We start from the raw sequence: 15003 nt of genomic DNA on the forward strand, positions 1-15003 counted from the left end.
CCGATGACAGATGGGGAGGAACGACCTCGCCGTCATGCCTTGGGAGCCCCACCGATGAGCAGTAACGCATCCCGTCACACCGCGCTAGATGCCCTGCATCGTTCGCTCGGTGCGACGATGACCGACTTCGCGGGCTGGGACATGCCCCTGCGGTACGGCTCGGAGCGCGACGAGCACCTCGCCGTCCGCACGAAGGCCGGTCTCTTCGACCTCTCCCACATGGGCGAGATCACCGTCACCGGCCCACAGGCGGCCGTCCTCCTGAACTACGCGCTCGTCGGCAACATCGCCTCCGTCGGCGTCGGCCGCGCCCGCTACACCATGATCTGCCGGGAGGACGGCGGCATCCTGGACGACCTGATCGTGTACCGGCTGGCCGAGACCGCGTACATGGTTGTCGCGAACGCCTCCAACGCCCAGGTGGTGCTGGACGCGCTCACCGAGCGCGCGGCCGGTTTCGACGCCCAGGTCCGCGACGACTGTGACGCGTACGCGCTGATCGCCGTGCAGGGCCCCGAGTCCTCCGGCATCCTGAAGTCCCTGACCGACGCCGACCTGGACGGCCTGAAGTACTACGCGGGTCTGCCGGGCATCGTCGCGGGCGTGGCGGCGCTCATCGCGCGCACCGGCTACACCGGCGAGGACGGCTTCGAGCTGTTCGTGGCCCCGTCCGACGCCGAGAAGCTGTGGCAGGCACTGACCGACGCGGGCGCCCCGGCCGGGCTCGTCCCCTGTGGTCTGTCCTGCCGCGACACACTGCGCCTGGAGGCGGGCATGCCGCTGTACGGGCATGAGCTGAGCACCTCGCTCACCCCCTTCGACGCGGGGCTCGGGCGGGTCGTGAAGTTCGAGAAGGAGGGCGACTTCGTGGGGCGCGAGGCCCTGTCCGAGGCCGCCGCCAAGGCCCGGGCGAACCCCCCACGGGTGCTCGTCGGGCTCGTTGCCGAAGGCCGTCGCGTCCCGCGCGCCGGGTACACCGTCGTGGCCGACGGCAAGGTCATCGGCGAGGTCACCTCCGGCGCCCCGTCCCCCACCCTGGGCAAGCCGATCGCGATGGCGTACGTCGATGCCGCGCACGCCGCGCCGGGGACGGCCGGGGTCGGTGTGGACATCCGGGGCAGCCACGAGCCGTACGAGGTCGTGGCGCTGCCGTTCTACAAGCGCCAGAAGTGATCCCTGGGCCGTATCGGCCCTGCTCAACTCCCCTCCCCCCTTGTCATCACCACTCCCCCGCGTACAGGAGAATTCAGGCCATGAGCAACCCCCAGCAGCTGCGCTACAGCAAGGAGCACGAGTGGCTGTCGGTCGCCGAGGACGGCGTCTCGACGGTCGGCATCACCGAGTTCGCGGCCAACGCGCTCGGCGATGTCGTCTACGCCCAGCTTCCGGAGGTCGGTGCCACGGTGACCGCGGGCGAGTCCTGCGGTGAGCTGGAGTCGACCAAGTCGGTCAGCGACCTGTACGCCCCGGTCACCGGCGAGGTCACCGAGATCAACCAGGACGTCGTGGACGACCCGGCGCTGGTGAACTCCGCCCCCTTCGAGGGGGGCTGGCTGTTCAAGGTACGCATCACGGACGAGCCGGACGACCTGCTCTCCGCGGACGAGTACATCGCTTTCACCGCCGGCTAAGGAGTCGTAGGACATGTCGCTTCTCAACACGCCCCTGCACGAGCTGGACCCGGACGTCGCCGCCGCCGTCGACGCCGAGCTGCACCGCCAGCAGTCCACCCTGGAGATGATCGCCTCGGAGAACTTCGCTCCGGTCGCGGTGATGGAGGCCCAGGGTTCGGTCCTGACCAACAAGTACGCCGAGGGCTACCCGGGCCGCCGCTACTACGGCGGTTGCGAGCACGTCGACGTGGTCGAGCAGATCGCCATCGACCGCGTCAAGGCGCTCTTCGGTGCCGAGCACGCGAACGTGCAGCCCCACTCGGGCGCGCAGGCCAACGCGGCCGCGATGTTCGCACTGCTCAAGCCGGGCGACACGATCATGGGTCTGAACCTCGCGCACGGTGGGCACCTGACCCACGGCATGAAGATCAACTTCTCCGGCAAGCTCTACAACGTGGTCCCGTACCACGTCGACGACGCCACCGGTCAGGTCGACATGGCCGAGGTCGAGAAGCTGGCCAAGGAGTCCAAGCCGAAGCTGATCGTGGCGGGCTGGTCGGCGTACCCGCGCCAGCTGGACTTCGCCGCGTTCCGCCGGATCGCGGACGAGGTCGGCGCGTACCTGATGGTCGACATGGCGCACTTCGCGGGCCTCGTGGCCGCGGGCCTGCACCCGAACCCCGTTCCGCACGCCCATGTCGTCACCACGACCACCCACAAGACGCTGGGCGGCCCGCGCGGTGGCGTGATCCTGTCGACGGCCGAGCTGGCCAAGAAGATCAACTCCGCGGTCTTCCCGGGCCAGCAGGGCGGTCCGCTGGAGCACGTGATCGCCGCCAAGGCCGTCTCCTTCAAGGTCGCCGCCTCGGACGACTTCAAGGAGCGCCAGCGGCGCACGCTGGACGGCGCGCGGATCCTGGCCGAGCGCCTGGTGCGGTCCGACGTCACCGAGCACGGTGTCTCGGTCCTGTCCGGCGGCACGGACGTGCACCTGGTCCTGGTCGACCTGCGCAACTCCGAGCTGGACGGACAGCAGGCCGAGGACCGTCTCCACGAGATCGGCATCACGGTCAACCGCAACGCCATCCCGAACGACCCGCGCCCGCCGATGGTCACCTCCGGCCTGCGCATCGGCACGCCGGCCCTGGCCACCCGCGGCTTCCAGGCCGAGGACTTCACCGAGGTGGCGGACATCATCGCCGAGGCGCTGAAGCCGTCGCACGACGCGGACTCGCTGAAGGCCCGGGTGTCCGCTCTGGCCGACAAGCACCCGCTGTACCCCGGCTTGAAGTAGTTCGTACGGAACGTACGATTCTTCGGGGCGCCGCGCACACTGAAGGGTGAGCGCGGCGCCCCACCCCCATGCACCACCCCCGCTGTGAGGAGTCCCCGTGGCCATCTCGGTCTTCGACCTGTTCTCGATCGGCATCGGCCCGTCCAGCTCCCACACGGTCGGCCCGATGCGCGCGGCACGCATGTTCGCCCGGCGGCTGCGCAACGAGGAGCTGCTGGACTCGGTGGCCTCCATACGGGCCGAGCTGTACGGCTCGCTCGGCGCGACGGGCCATGGCCACGGCACCCCGAAGGCGGTACTGCTCGGTCTGGAGGGCGCCTCGCCGCGGACGGTGGACGTGGAGGGGGCCGACGACCGGGTCGAGGAGATCAAGTCGTCGGGGCGCATCAGTCTGCTCGGCTCCCACGAGATCGACTTCTCCTTCTCCGACGACCTGGTCCTGCACCGCCGCAAGGCGCTGCCGTACCACGCGAACGGCATGACGATCTTCGCGTACGACGCCTCGGGCGAGCTGGTCCTGGAGAAGACGTACTACTCCGTGGGCGGCGGTTTCGTGGTCGACGAGGACGCGGTCGGCCAGGACCGCATCAAACTGGACGACACGGTCCTGAAGTACCCCTTCCGCACGGGCGACGAGCTGCTGCGGCTGACCCGCGAGACGGGCCTGTCGATCTCCGCCCTGATGCTGGAGAACGAGCGGGCCTGGCGCACCGAGGAGGAGATCCGCGAGGGGCTCCTCGCGATCTGGCGCGTGATGCAGTCCTGCGTCTCCCGCGGCATGTCCCGCGAGGGCATCCTGCCGGGCGGCCTCAAGGTCCGCCGCCGTGCCGCCGTCTCGGCCCGCCAACTCCGCGCGGAGGGCGACCCGTTGGCCCACGCGATGGAATGGATCACGCTCTACGCGATGGCGGTGAACGAGGAGAACGCGGCGGGCGGCCGCGTCGTGACGGCGCCGACGAACGGCGCCGCGGGGATCATCCCCTCCGTTCTCCACTACTACGTCAACTTCGTGCCGGGCGCCGACGAGGACGGAGTGGTCCGCTTCCTGCTGGCCGCGGGCGCCATCGGCATGCTCTTCAAGGAGAACGCGTCCATCTCCGGCGCCGAGGTCGGCTGCCAGGGCGAGGTCGGCTCGGCCTGCTCGATGGCCGCCGGCGCCCTCGCCGAAGTCCTCGGCGGCAGCCCCGAACAGGTCGAGAACGCCGCGGAGATCGGCATGGAGCACAACCTCGGCCTGACCTGCGACCCCGTCGGCGGCCTCGTCCAGATCCCCTGCATCGAACGCAACGGCATGGCCGCGGTCAAGGCGGTCACCGCCGCCAAGATGGCCATGCGCGGCGACGGCTCCCACAAGGTCTCCCTCGACAAGGTCATCAAGACCATGAAGGAGACGGGCGCGGACATGAGCGTCAAGTACAAGGAGACGGCTCGGGGCGGGCTCGCGGTCAACATCATCGAGTGCTAGGGAAAGAGGCCCTGACCAGCGCGTTCGTTTCTTTCTGCGCTGTCAGGGCCTTCCCTGCTTACGCGGCGGAAAGTCCCCAGAAACTCCCCGGGACAGACGTGAAAGTCCCCGAAGACTCCCCAGGGTCTCCCCAGGGAACGTCGCTGTTTGCGGGTGGGCAACGGGCCTGCTCCAGGACCGACGCGGCGCTCTTGAGGCCGTCTCAGGGTGTTGAGTGCGGTCGGTGAACGTCAGGTAGTGGGACCTACGAATTACGAGACCGTGAGCGTTCGTGTTGCGTAGTACCTGGTCGTGCTGTTGAGTGACGTTCTGCCTGATCAGAGCACGTGCAACAGGTTGATCCGTGCCACCCGATGCTGCACCGTCCAGAGGCGTCCGGCCACCGGCTGGCCACCGGGAAGGCCACCACTGGTGACAAGAAGCAGGGTCACCGAGGTTGTCGACCTCCCACAGACCCTTCGTACGCGTGCCGGGTCTCCCGCGGGTCGCTCCAGAGAAGGCCCCTTCCAACGTGGCCGATGCAGACATCGCCGGTTGGCTGTTCCCGAGATCATCCTTCAGGTCCGTTGCTGACCAGCTAAAACCCCTAGCCATCGACCAACCAGTAGTGACGGGATCCGCAGCATGACCTATGGAATCGAGTCTTACCCCACTCGTGGAGCGCCCAGGCAGGCGGTGGAGTCCCCGCCCTTTGGCCCTCCCTGTACGCATACGCGTTGCGCCTGAACCAGTCGAAGTCCGACGGTCGACTGCCTCACGGCGACTACCCCTTGCCTGACCCGCCACAACTGCGTGCACGTCCAGGTTGGCGCGAGGCCCAAGCAGGTGTGCGGGATGCTCTCGCACCCCTGCTGTCCCATCCGGACACGGTCCGTGCCGCCGATGAGATCCAGCGCAGGCTGCATGCGCTGGGTATCCGGGATCGTCATATCCAGGCTGCGATGGCCGATCTGCCCCTAGATGATCGATTCCAAGGGGTCAGTGATCATGGGCAGTCAGTGAGCGTAGGACGGGCTGTCCGGTGTGGTCGTTGTGCCAGATTGCGGCGGTCAGTGCGAAGGATTCGCTGCATGACGCGGGCCACGACACCGCCGGGCGTGCGCCCTCGGTGCTGTTCGAGATCGAGTTGGCCTTTGAAGGTCTCGTTGACCGACTCGATGACCTGCCGCAATGGTTTGAACAGGGGTGCTCCGGGCCGTTCCGGCTCGCCTTTGCGGGCTGGCCGCAGCAGCCGGATGTCCTGTTCGGCGAGCTCGCTTTCGAAGCCCCGGCCGAAGTAGTTCTTGTCGCCGATCAGCGTCTGGGCGGGACGCGCGGCGACGAGGCCGGGTTCGGCGGAGAGGAGGTCCAGCAGGGTCTCGCGCTCGTCGGCCTTGGCCCCGGTCAGGGCGAACGCGATGGGCAGGCCCTGGAGGGTGCACACCAGGTGCAGTCGCAGGCCCCAGAAGAAGCGGCTGTGACTGGCGCAGTACCCGTACTCGGCCCATCCGGCCAGGTCGGAACGCTTGACGGTCTCGCGTGAGCGGCCGCATTCCACCGGCGTGGAGTCCACGATCCATACGTCGTCGCTCCACACCGAGGTGTCTGTGGCCAGTAGCCGGGTGACCTGGCGGAGCAGTTCGGTGGCCTTGCGCAGCCGCTTGATGTATCCGGGCTGCTGGGGCAGGTACGGGAAGAGATGTCGCAGGTGGGAGCGGGCGTGGCGGAGCCACCTGGCCTCGGAGGTAAAACCAAGCATGGCCTGCATCATCGCCAGTGTGACCAGCTCGGCGTCGGTGAGCTGCGGGGTGATCCCCACAGCCGGCCGCCCTGGCGCGAGATGCGGAGACGCCTTCAGCAGGTCGTCGGCCTTCACATAGAGTGCGATCGCGAGGGTGTCCAACTCTGTCTTCACACACTGACGTTGGACGCCCTCGTCCCATGCGCGCAGCCGATCCCTTGGAATCGATCATCTAGTAGACACAGCGGCAGCCCGTGCTCTCGGCCGCCATCGACACGCACCGGCACCAGCACACTGACCGTGAACGTCGGCATCGCTCTCCTGGCTCGCCTCGGTGAGCCGGAGGACGTGCCCTACCTCAAGGTTCTCGGCCTGCTGAGGGTTCTCGCCCGTCCCGCGGTCGGTGCGCTCACCGCCCTCGACTGCCCGACGCACCCTGGAAGCCGTCCTGAGCGCGCAGTCCTGGGCAGCCGTCGCACAGAGCGAGCCCGAAGAGCCCTCCGAACGCCGCCGGGTCCACTGGATACGGCGCACGGCACGGCAGCCTTTCCACCGCGCGACGGTCTCCCGGTTCCGGGTGGAGGCCACTGTGCGGGACCCAGCAGACCCGGACACGGTCGAGGCACGGCTGTTGATCGACGGCCGGCCCCTGGTACCCGAAGCATTCGGCAAGGGCTCAGCCAACTCCCCCGAGTACCTTCTCGACAGCGGTCGCCTGCGGGCCGCAGCCGAGCCCCGAGAGGTGCAGCTCGCCGACGCATACTGCACCGAGGGCTGCTGAGGCGCGCTCTACGTGACCATCTGCAGGGAAGGCGACCAGTTCCTGTGGCGTGACTGGCGTCGCCCGCCGACTCGACAACCCCAGGCGAAACTCCCTGAGTACCGCTTCGATGCGGCCGACTACGACACGGAGATCGAGCGTGCCGAGAGACGTCCGGCCACCCCTTGGCCACCCCGGGCTACCCACCCGGCACTGCGACACCCGCACACAGGGCTTGTCGGATCTGCACAGAGGGGCGGTTCCTGGATCCTCGCCCACGTTCCTGCTGCATTCGTAGGCGTCTAAGCCTGGCAATGGGCGCGGTGACCACCACCACGCCGCTGATTTTCCACGCAGGCTGAAGGTCAACACCGTGCGCACATCAGGACGCTGCACCGGGCAGCAAGCCCGTCAGCAGAGACGCGATGGCCCTTCGCCCCATGAACCAGCCCTCCATGATGGCGAGTTGGTGAGCACCCGACCTTGGCATCGCGCAGCGGGGCCGGCATGCTGACCCGCCCGTTTACTGGAGGGTTGCACGTTTCATGACGCGTCATGAAAGAGCCGTCAGGACACGGCAGTTGATTCTGGAGGCGGCTGCCGCGGCTTTCGAGGAGTCCAGCTATGACGGGGCCACCACCACCGAAATCCTCTAACGCAGCGAGCTGACCAGGCGGCGCTCTACCATCACTTCCCCTCGAAGAGGTCGACTGCCGAGGTTCTGGTGGAGTTGCAGAGCGAAGCGCTGGTGGCCCCGGAACGAGCGCTGCACCTGCAGTCGGCCATCGACCTCACCTTCGACATGGCCCATCGGCTGCTCGAGGATCCCGTGCTCCGGGCCGGGATCAGGCTGACCCTGGAGCAGACCCCGCCCGGCGATCCGGGCCCGCGTCCGCTTCAGTACGCTCAGGAGGTCACGGCCGAACTGCTCCGCCGGGCAGAACAGAACGGCGAACTGCTGCCCGGGCTCGACCTCACGGAAGCGGCGAAGTTCATCGTCGCATCGTTCACCGGACTGCAGCAGGTCTCCCAAGTGCACACAGGACGGCGGGACCTGGTCGATCGCCTCGCCACGATGTGGACGCTGCTGCTGCCCGGGCTCGCGGCGCCGGGTCTCCTCCCCCGCCTCCGACTGTCTCCGTCGGCGTAAGGCAGTTGTCACCCCGAATCAGACAGACCGTCCGGCCGCACCGATGGGTGAAATATTACCGGCCCGCCCTCGACACCTCTCCATTCTGTGATCATGATGGAATCGATTACGCAGCTCAGAGGAATCTCCACATCCGCGGCATCACCACTCGCTGGCCAGCGCGCTTTCCGTTCCTGACCGGCAAGTAAGCAACGAGGGGCTTCTTTCCATGACACCGACGCGCATCGTGGTGGCCGACGGCCACACCCTGTTCCGGGACGCGCTCAGCGATCTCCTCAACCGGCAGGACGGAATCATGGTGGTCGGCCAGGCCGCCACCGGCGTCGAGGCTGTCCAGGCCGCCGCCTCGCTCAGGCCCGATCTCCTCCTGCTCGACCTGTGGATGCCGGACCACCCGGGTCCCGGCACGGTCCGCAGCATCCTGCGGGCCTCGCCGCCGACCTGCGTGCTCATCCTCTCCGCCCATGCCGAGCCGCACCAGATAAGGGAGTTACAGACCGCCGGGGCTAGTGCCTATCTGCACAAGGGCATCACGCGCGACGAACTGCTGCGCGCGCTCACCGGCCCGGCCGCGGACGACGAGGACGGCGACCCGGAGCCCCGTCCGTTGGACGCCTGGCCCAAGACGGCGTTCTCGCCGCGAGAGCACCAGATACTCGAATGCGTCGCGTCGGCGATGAGCAACCGCCAGATAGCGGCGGCCCTCGGCATCACGGAGGGCACGGTCAAACGGCACCTCCACAACGTTTACCGCAAGCTGGGCGCGGTCTCCCGCGTCGACGCCGTCAACAAGGCCATCACGGCGTCCGTGCTCCCGTCACCCGTACCGGTCGCCGACGTCCCGCTCGACGCCGAAGGGCCGTACGGCCAGGGCGCAGCCCGCGACCGTACGGCCCCTCTCTGAGGTCCGTCAGGACCTCCGCCGCGGCCGGCGCAGCAGTGCCGCCGCCACCGAGCCGTCGGCCCCGACCGACGTCACCAGGCCGAACCGGGTCACGTCGGCCGCGTCGTCCGTCTCCCAGTGCGCCAGGAGCGCGGCCAGTTGGAGCGCCCCGCTCGCGCTGTAGGTCTCGCCGAGCACCTCCTGCACGCGCAGCACCAGCGGACGGCAGCCTTCCAGTGCCCTGCGGCGGCCCCTGGTCTCGACCGCGGACCAGCCGCCCACGCCGGTGGCGCCGACGGACACCACGCCCAGCTCGGCGGCCTTGACGCCGCCGGCCGCCAAGGCGCGCATGATGCAGCCGGCCAGCGTGTCGGCCACCTCGTGCGGCCCGTCGTCGACCGGGGTGAACCCCACTTCGCAGGCCAGCAGTTCGGCCACCGTGGACGGCTGGGGCCCGTCCGTTCCGCGCTCCAGCACGAACACGGCGCTGCCCTCGCCGATCGGGTGCCCGGCGGGCGCCCCGCCGTGCCGCCAGGCCCACACGGACTGAGCGCTCAATTCCTCCATCGCTCCGGTCAGAAGCCGCGTGGCCTGACCGGTGAGCAGGGCGTTGCGGGCGTACCTGAGCGCCGACAGGGCGGAGATCTGGCCGCCGGCCAGGCTGGCGTTGACGCCGGTGAACGCGTTGCGCATGGCAACCTGGCTGGCGGCGTGGTTGAGCAGGATGCCCGGGAACAGCGCAGGGCTGACGAAGTACGGGAGCTCCTGCTCATAGGTGTCCCGGAAGAACTCGGCGAACGCGCGGGCGCTGCCCGTGCTCGTGCCCAGCACCACTCCGGTGGCGGACCGTTCGGCGTCCGGGACAGGCTCCTCGAGGCCCTCGAGAGCCAGTGCGCAGGCCGACATGCCGAGCGTGGCCGTCCGGCTGAGGCTGGACAGACCCTTGCGGCCCAGGTGTTCGCGGGCGTTGAAGTCCGGGACCGGGAACAGCCGCAGCGGCGGCAGAGGTCCCTCGCCGACGATCTCCGCCGCTTGCGTGTTCGCTCCGGCGTACGGCAGCGCACCCGCCTGTACGGCCTCGTTCAGGGCTTTGCCGCCGAGGCCGGCCGCGCTCAGCGCCCCGTACGCGGTGATGCGCACCGCGGTGGACGTGCCCGTGTCCGTCATTGCGGCCTCCCCAGGATCACGATCGCGTTGTTGCCGCCGAACGCGAAGCCGTGGTTCTCCACGATCCGGGGCCGTGCCTCGCGTGCCTCACCGGCCACGCAGTCCAGGTCGGAACCGAGGGCCGGATCCGGCGTGCGCACCGTCGCGGTGGGTGGCAGGAATCCTTCGTGCAGTGCGGCGCAGCAGGCCAGGGCGCCGAAGCCGCTAGCGGCGCCCATGGTGTGACCCAGCATCGACTTGATGGAGCTGACCGGCGGCACCTCGTCGCCGAACACCTCGCGGACGGCGGCGACTTCGGTGGAGTCATTGGCGATCGTGCCGGTGCCGTGGGCGCAGATGTAGTCGATCTCGTCCGGTTTCACCGCAGCACTGCGGTGGGCGCGGCGGATGCACTCGGCGATGCCGTTCCGGTCGGGCTGGGTGGGGTGCTTGGCGTCGCAGGTGATGGCGTAGCCGAGGACCTCTGCGTATATCCGCGCCCCGCGAGCGACGGCGCTGTCCCATGCTTCGAGGACGAGGGCGGCGCCGCCCTCGGCGGTCATGATGCCGGCCCGCTCCTTGTCGAACGGGCGGCACATCTCGGGTGCGATGGCCCCGAGGCGGTGGAAGCCGGCGTGCGTGGCCCGGTTCACCGCGTCGGCGCCGCCCACGACCATGACGTCCGTGGTGCCGGTGCGGATCTGGTCGGATCCATATCCGATCGCGTAGTTGCTGGCGGCGCATGCGGTGCCGAAGGTCTGGGCCTCGCCGCGCAGCCGCAGCTCGGTGCTGACGGCGGCGGCGATGCGGTCGGCCGAGGCCTGGACGACCAGCCTCGGGTCGAGGCCGTTGGGGCCTGTGCCGAGCCACTGCTCGGTCAGCTGCTGGAAGACGCGGGCCTCGCCGTTGGTGGTGCCCATGGCGCTGCCCGCGCGGGCGGCGGACAGCTCCTTGGGATCCCAGCCGGCGTCCTCGACGGCCAGACGTGCGGCGGCCGCGGCGAACTGGCTGCTGCGGCCCCAGCGGTCCGGGGTAACGCGCTTCAGGTGCTCCCCCGGCAGGAAGCCGTGTACCTCACCGGCCTGAGTGTGGTCGAAGCCGGAGGCGTCGAAGGAGCGGATAGGGGATATCCCGCTGCGCGCGGCGCGGAGCGACTCGGTGAACGCCCGGGCTCCGATGCCCAGACTGCTCACGGCCCCAAGGCCGGTGACTGCGACGCGACGCAGCGCCGTCTCAGGCACTCACGGCCTCCGGGGTCGTGTGGCGCCGGGCTATCAGTTCGTACGCGGCCCCTAGGTCGTCGAGGTCCGTCAGCTCGTCCTGGGGGATCTTGATGCCCAGCTGCCGCTCGAAGCGGGAGAAGATCTCGATGACGAGCAGGGAGTCGGCGTCGAAGTCCTCCGCGAAGCTCTTCGTCTCGTCCACCTCGTCGGCGGGCACCTCCAGGACTTCCGCGACGATGTCCCGCACACGGATGCGCAGTTCGGGAGAGAGGGATGACGCCAGGTTGTCGGACATGGTTTTCCCTTCGGTGGTGAGGTGTTGCCGGTGAACTGCTGAAAAAGGCGGGACACCATTGCGGCACATGCCGGAAACATGAATATCCCGGGGGACCGGGGGCTTCCCGACGCGGTTGAGACCGCCGGATTCCTCGCCGCGAGTAATGCTGCCATGCCGCAACCCCCTTTTCGACAGGGCTGGTTCAGCTTCTATGCGGGTTTGACGCGCAATAGATTCCGCCGCCGAAGAATTCGAGGAGTCGGGACCGTGGCGTCCGGCCGCGCGGTCCGTCGGCCGAGTTCAGCTGTCGAGTCGAAGGGGCCCTGCCTATGAGACCGCCCGTGCCCGTGGGAATCGCCGGAACGGCGCTCTGGCTCCCGGCCCAGCGCGACACCGCCGCGAACGCGGTCGCCGAGGGCCGTCTGGAGGCACGTGTCGCCCGGGAGCTGGGGCACCTCCATCTGCCGGTGGCCGACGCCATCTCCGCTCCGGAGATGGCGGTGCGCGCCGCCGCCGAGGGCCTGCTCGGCTCCGACGTGGCAGCCAGTGACCTGGACCTGCTGTTCCACGCCTGGATGTACTACCAGGGCCACGACCTGTGGTCCCCGCCCCACTACATCGCAGATCGACTGGGCGCGCACACGGCGCTGCCGGTGGGGGTACGGCAGATCTGCAACGGCGGTGTGGCCGCGCTCGAACTCGCCGTAGCCCGGCTGTCCGTGGAGAGCGGGGTGCGGCACGCCGTGGTCACCACGGCCGACCGTTTCACACCGCCCGGTTTCGACCGCTGGCGCAGCGACTTCGGCGCGGCGTACGGGGACGCCGGCACCGCTCTGCTGCTGCGGCGGCCCGCCGCGGCGGGTGACCCGCTCAGGCTGCGGGCGGTGCACAGCGCGGCCGCGCCGCAACTGGAGGCCATGCACCGGGGCGAGGATCCGTTCGGCCAGGTGCCGAGGGACACCTCACCGGTCGTCGACATGCGGCGGACCAAGCGCTCCTACCTGCGGGCACACGGGGCAGAGGAGTTCCAGAAGGTCAACCGCGACATGATCCGCCATGTGCTGGAGCGGGCGCTGGAGGACGCGGAACTGGCGCCCGACGACCCGCGGATCCGGTGCGCGGTGCTGCCCCGGCTCGGCAGGAAGACCCTTGCCACCGCCTGGCTTCCGGTCCTCCACGGGCTGCTGCCCGTTCCGGCCGTCGACTGGGGCGAGGAGACGGGCCATCTGGGGTGCGGGGATCTCGCGGCGAGCGTGCACGAGGTGCTGTGCCGTGAGGTCCTTCGCCCCGCTGAGATCGCGCTGATGTTCAACGCGGGCGCTGGGTTCACCTGGTCGTGTGCCGTGGTGGAGGCCGGGCGGGCGTAGGCAGTGGAGCGCGCGGGAGGGGGCTTGCGGCGATGGCTGCGAGCCCCCTCCTCGGTGTCTACCTGGGAACCGTCCGCCATGCCCCGGCGGGCACGTGGTGGGCGGGCCGCTGCCAGCCCGGCGGGGCCGGGGACTCCCGCTGCGCGGTGCCGGGTGCGGGCAGCGCGCACAGGACGGCGGTGGCAGCGGCCAGTTCCTCGGGTGTCGGGTTGCCGCGCAGGATCCGCAGCACCGGGCCGGGCGGGGCAGATGTCGCGATGGTCATCGACGTCCTTCTCACATCGGGGGGTTGCCGTGTTTGCGGGGCACGACGTGCTCCTGCTTGGTGCGCAGGATCCGCAGTGCCTCGGCGACGACGCCGCGGGTGCGCCGGGGGTCGATCACGTCGTCGACGAGACCGCGCTCGGCGGCGTAGTACGGGTGCATCAGGGTCTCCCGGTACTCCAGTGCGAGGTTCCGCCGGGTCTCATCCGGGTCCTCGGAGGCCGCCACCTCGCGCCGGTGGATGACATTGACCGCGCCTTCCGCGCCCATGACCGCGATCTCGTTGGTGGGCCAGGCGTACGACAGGTCGCAGCCGATGGAGCGGGAGTCCATCACGATGTAGGCACCGCCGTACGCCTTGCGCAGGATGACCTGCACCCGCGGCACGGTGGCCGCGCAGTACGCGTACAGCAGCTTCGCGCCGTGCCGGATGATGCCGCCGTGCTCCTGGGAGGTTCCGGGCAGAAAGCCCGGCACGTCGACCAGGGTGACCAGCGGGATGTTGAACGCGTCGCAGATCTGGATGAACGCGGCGCCCTTCTGCGAGGCCTCGATGTCGAGGACCCCGGCGAGGTGGCGCGGCTGGTTGGCGACGACACCGACGGTGCGGCCGTCGATGCGGCCGAGCACGCACAGCAGGTTGGGGGCCCACTGCTCGTGCACCTCCATCATCTCGCCGCCGTCCAGCAGGTGCTCGATCACCTGCCGCATGTCGTACGGCTGGTTCGGATCAGCGGGTACGAGGTCCAGCAGTTCCTCGTCCGGCTCGTCAGCCGAGGCCGCTGACGGGGCCTCGGGCGGCAGTTCGCGGTTGTTGGCGGGCAGCAGGGAGAGCAGGAAGCGGACGTCCTCGATGCAGGACTCCTCGTCGTCGTACGCGAACGCCGCCGCGCCCGACACCGAGGCATGCAGATCGGCGCCGCCAAGCTCCTCCTGGGTGACCTTCTCCCCGGTGACGGTCTCCACGACGTCCGGGCCCGTGATGAACATCTGGGAGATGCCGCGCACCATGAACACGAAGTCGGTCAGCGCCGGCGAGTAGGTGGCGCCGCCGGCGCACGGCCCGAGCATTACGCTGATCTGCGGGATGACCCCCGAGGCACGGACGTTGCGGCGGAAGATGCCGCCGTAGCCGGCCAGCGCGGTCACTCCCTCCTGGATCCGGGCGCCCGCACCGTCGTTGAGGCTGACCAGCGGGGCCCCGGCCGCCTCCGCCATGTCCATGACCTTGTGGATCTTGGCGGCGTGGGACTCCCCCAGCGAGCCGCCGAAGATGCGGAAGTCATGGGCGTATGCGAAGACGGTACGGCCGTGCACCCGGCCCCAGCCGGTGACGACCCCGTCCGTGTGCGGACGCCGGTCCTCCAGTCCGAAGCCGCTGGCACGGTGCCGCCGCAGCCCCTCGATCTCGACGAACGTGCCCGGGTCGAACAGCGCCTCCAGTCGTTCGTGCACAGCGAGTTTGCCGCGGGCGCGCTGCGCCTGGGTCGCGCGCTCACCGGGCCCGCTGCGTACGCTCTGCCGCAACCGCAGCAGTTCGGCGGTCCTCTCCCTCATTCCGGGTTGCGCGGAAGCGGGGGCGACGGGGTGGTCGTCCAAAGTTGTCATCTATACGCAACTCCCCTGTCACATCGGATTGTTGTGGAGCTTCCCGAATTCCTGGCCGACACCGGTCCGGCGCCGTGTTCCGGAAAGGATGTGGCGCGTCGATGAAAGTCGGTTAAAAGCAGGGGGAACTACCCCTTCGGGAGCGGACGGGGCCGATTCCTGGCCAATGAAGACCGCACGTAGGAACCGATTTCCATGCGGCCTTTACGCGTCTTCTATGCGCCGGGAAGAGC

General features: G+C 69.3%; 13 protein-coding genes and 1 pseudogene. 8 read left to right on the forward strand and 6 right to left on the reverse strand.

Going from position 1 to position 15003, the window contains the following annotated elements:
- Positions 1-54: 54 nt before the first annotated feature.
- The 4 genes from gcvT (at position 55) to AB0D57_RS32665 (ending at position 4372) form a co-directional block, all read left to right on the forward strand.
- The gene (gcvT, locus tag AB0D57_RS32650) at positions 55-1173 is read left to right on the forward strand and encodes a glycine cleavage system aminomethyltransferase GcvT (protein ID WP_362081275.1); all 1119 of its coding nucleotides are present in this window, start codon (positions 55-57) and stop codon (positions 1171-1173) included.
- A gap of 80 nt (positions 1174-1253) precedes the next feature.
- The gene (gene gcvH, locus AB0D57_RS32655; protein WP_362081278.1) at positions 1254-1631 is read left to right on the forward strand and encodes a glycine cleavage system protein GcvH; all 378 of its coding nucleotides are present in this window, start codon (positions 1254-1256) and stop codon (positions 1629-1631) included.
- A gap of 13 nt (positions 1632-1644) precedes the next feature.
- Entirely contained in the window at positions 1645-2907 is a 1263-nt protein-coding gene (glyA, locus tag AB0D57_RS32660; protein ID WP_362081281.1) for a serine hydroxymethyltransferase, read from the forward strand.
- Positions 2908-3004: 97 nt separating this feature from the next.
- Positions 3005-4372 carry an L-serine ammonia-lyase gene (locus AB0D57_RS32665; RefSeq protein ID WP_362081284.1) on the forward strand — a complete coding sequence of 456 codons (1368 nt, stop codon included), beginning with the start codon at positions 3005-3007 and terminating at the stop codon, positions 4370-4372.
- Between the two features lie 978 nt (positions 4373-5350).
- Here the strand turns inward: AB0D57_RS32665 and AB0D57_RS32670 are convergent.
- Positions 5351-6266 (reverse strand): annotated as a pseudogene (locus tag AB0D57_RS32670) (IS982 family transposase).
- Between the two features lie 229 nt (positions 6267-6495).
- On the opposite strand from AB0D57_RS32670, the gene AB0D57_RS32675 reads away from it, so the two are divergent.
- From AB0D57_RS32675 to AB0D57_RS32685, 3 genes are all read left to right on the forward strand, one after another.
- Positions 6496-6873 carry a hypothetical protein gene (locus AB0D57_RS32675; RefSeq protein WP_362081288.1) on the forward strand — a complete coding sequence of 126 codons (378 nt, stop codon included), beginning with the start codon at positions 6496-6498 and terminating at the stop codon, positions 6871-6873.
- Between the two features lie 703 nt (positions 6874-7576).
- Positions 7577-8002, forward strand: coding sequence for a TetR/AcrR family transcriptional regulator (locus AB0D57_RS32680; protein WP_362081291.1), 426 nt, complete (start codon positions 7577-7579; stop codon positions 8000-8002).
- A gap of 208 nt (positions 8003-8210) precedes the next feature.
- Positions 8211-8906, forward strand: a complete 696-nt coding sequence (locus tag AB0D57_RS32685) for a response regulator transcription factor (RefSeq protein WP_362081294.1) — start codon at positions 8211-8213, stop codon at positions 8904-8906.
- A gap of 6 nt (positions 8907-8912) precedes the next feature.
- Here the strand turns inward: AB0D57_RS32685 and AB0D57_RS32690 are convergent, their stop codons facing one another.
- From AB0D57_RS32690 to AB0D57_RS32700, 3 genes are read right to left on the reverse strand one after another with little or no spacing between them, the layout of a single operon-like run.
- The gene (locus AB0D57_RS32690) at positions 8913-10052 is read right to left on the reverse strand and encodes a beta-ketoacyl synthase N-terminal-like domain-containing protein (protein WP_362081297.1); all 1140 of its coding nucleotides are present in this window, start codon (positions 10050-10052) and stop codon (positions 8913-8915) included.
- Positions 10049-11272 carry a beta-ketoacyl-[acyl-carrier-protein] synthase family protein gene (locus AB0D57_RS32695; RefSeq protein ID WP_362081301.1) on the reverse strand — a complete coding sequence of 408 codons (1224 nt, stop codon included), beginning with the start codon at positions 11270-11272 and terminating at the stop codon, positions 10049-10051. Before AB0D57_RS32695 ends, AB0D57_RS32690 begins: the two co-directional genes overlap by 4 nt.
- Positions 11265-11549: an acyl carrier protein gene (locus AB0D57_RS32700; protein WP_362081304.1), complete on the reverse strand. Its 285-nt coding sequence runs from the start codon at positions 11547-11549 to the stop codon at positions 11265-11267. Before AB0D57_RS32700 ends, AB0D57_RS32695 begins: the two co-directional genes overlap by 8 nt.
- Positions 11550-11860: 311 nt before the next feature.
- Here AB0D57_RS32700 and AB0D57_RS32705 point away from each other — a divergent pair, with 311 nt between their 5' ends.
- A complete protein-coding gene (locus AB0D57_RS32705) occupies positions 11861-12898 on the forward strand; it encodes a ketoacyl-ACP synthase III family protein (RefSeq protein ID WP_362081307.1) in 1038 nt (345 codons plus the stop codon).
- Positions 12899-12956: 58 nt separating this feature from the next.
- On the opposite strand, the gene AB0D57_RS32710 is transcribed toward AB0D57_RS32705, so the two are convergent.
- Positions 12957-13163, reverse strand: coding sequence for an acyl-CoA carboxylase subunit epsilon (locus AB0D57_RS32710; RefSeq protein ID WP_362081310.1), 207 nt, complete (start codon positions 13161-13163; stop codon positions 12957-12959).
- Positions 13164-13174: 11 nt separating this feature from the next.
- Positions 13175-14770, reverse strand: coding sequence for an acyl-CoA carboxylase subunit beta (locus tag AB0D57_RS32715; protein ID WP_362081313.1), 1596 nt, complete (start codon positions 14768-14770; stop codon positions 13175-13177).
- Between the last annotated feature and the right edge of the window lie 233 nt (positions 14771-15003).

The sequence above is a fragment of the Streptomyces sp. NPDC048275 genome (assembly GCF_040652275.1).
Classification (GTDB): domain Bacteria; phylum Actinomycetota; class Actinomycetes; order Streptomycetales; family Streptomycetaceae; genus Streptomyces.